The sequence below is a fragment of the Streptomyces sp. CO7 genome (assembly GCF_053474865.1).
Map to the genome: position 1 here is coordinate 1 of NZ_JBRIOU010000159.1, position 348 is coordinate 348.

General features: G+C 74.7%; 1 pseudogene. It reads right to left on the reverse strand.

The window, feature by feature from the left end:
• A pseudogene (locus tag ACOV8S_RS31570) lies at nucleotides 1-348 on the reverse strand (hypothetical protein); the annotation flags it as partial.

Genomic DNA, 348 nt, shown 5'->3' on the forward strand with positions numbered 1-348 from the left:
AGATGTGTATAAGAGACAGGCTCCTGGACGGGCCCCGGCTCCCGGGCGGCCCGCGGCTCCTCGGCGTCGAACTCGCGTACCCGGCGCACCAGGTAGAGGGCGCTGGCGCCGATCAGCACCACCATGACCACCAGCAGCAGGCGGTGGTCGACCAGGGCGACCAGCGCGGCGCCGGTGGCCACCGACAGCACCTGGGGCGCGGTGGCGAGCATGCTCGCGGCCGCCGCGACCCGGCCCTGCAACTGGGCCGGCGAGTTGCGCTGCACGGAGGTGTACAGGCCGACGACCGCGCCTGGGGTGCCCAGGCCCATGACGAACACGCCGACGAGGGCGGCGGCCACCCCGGGC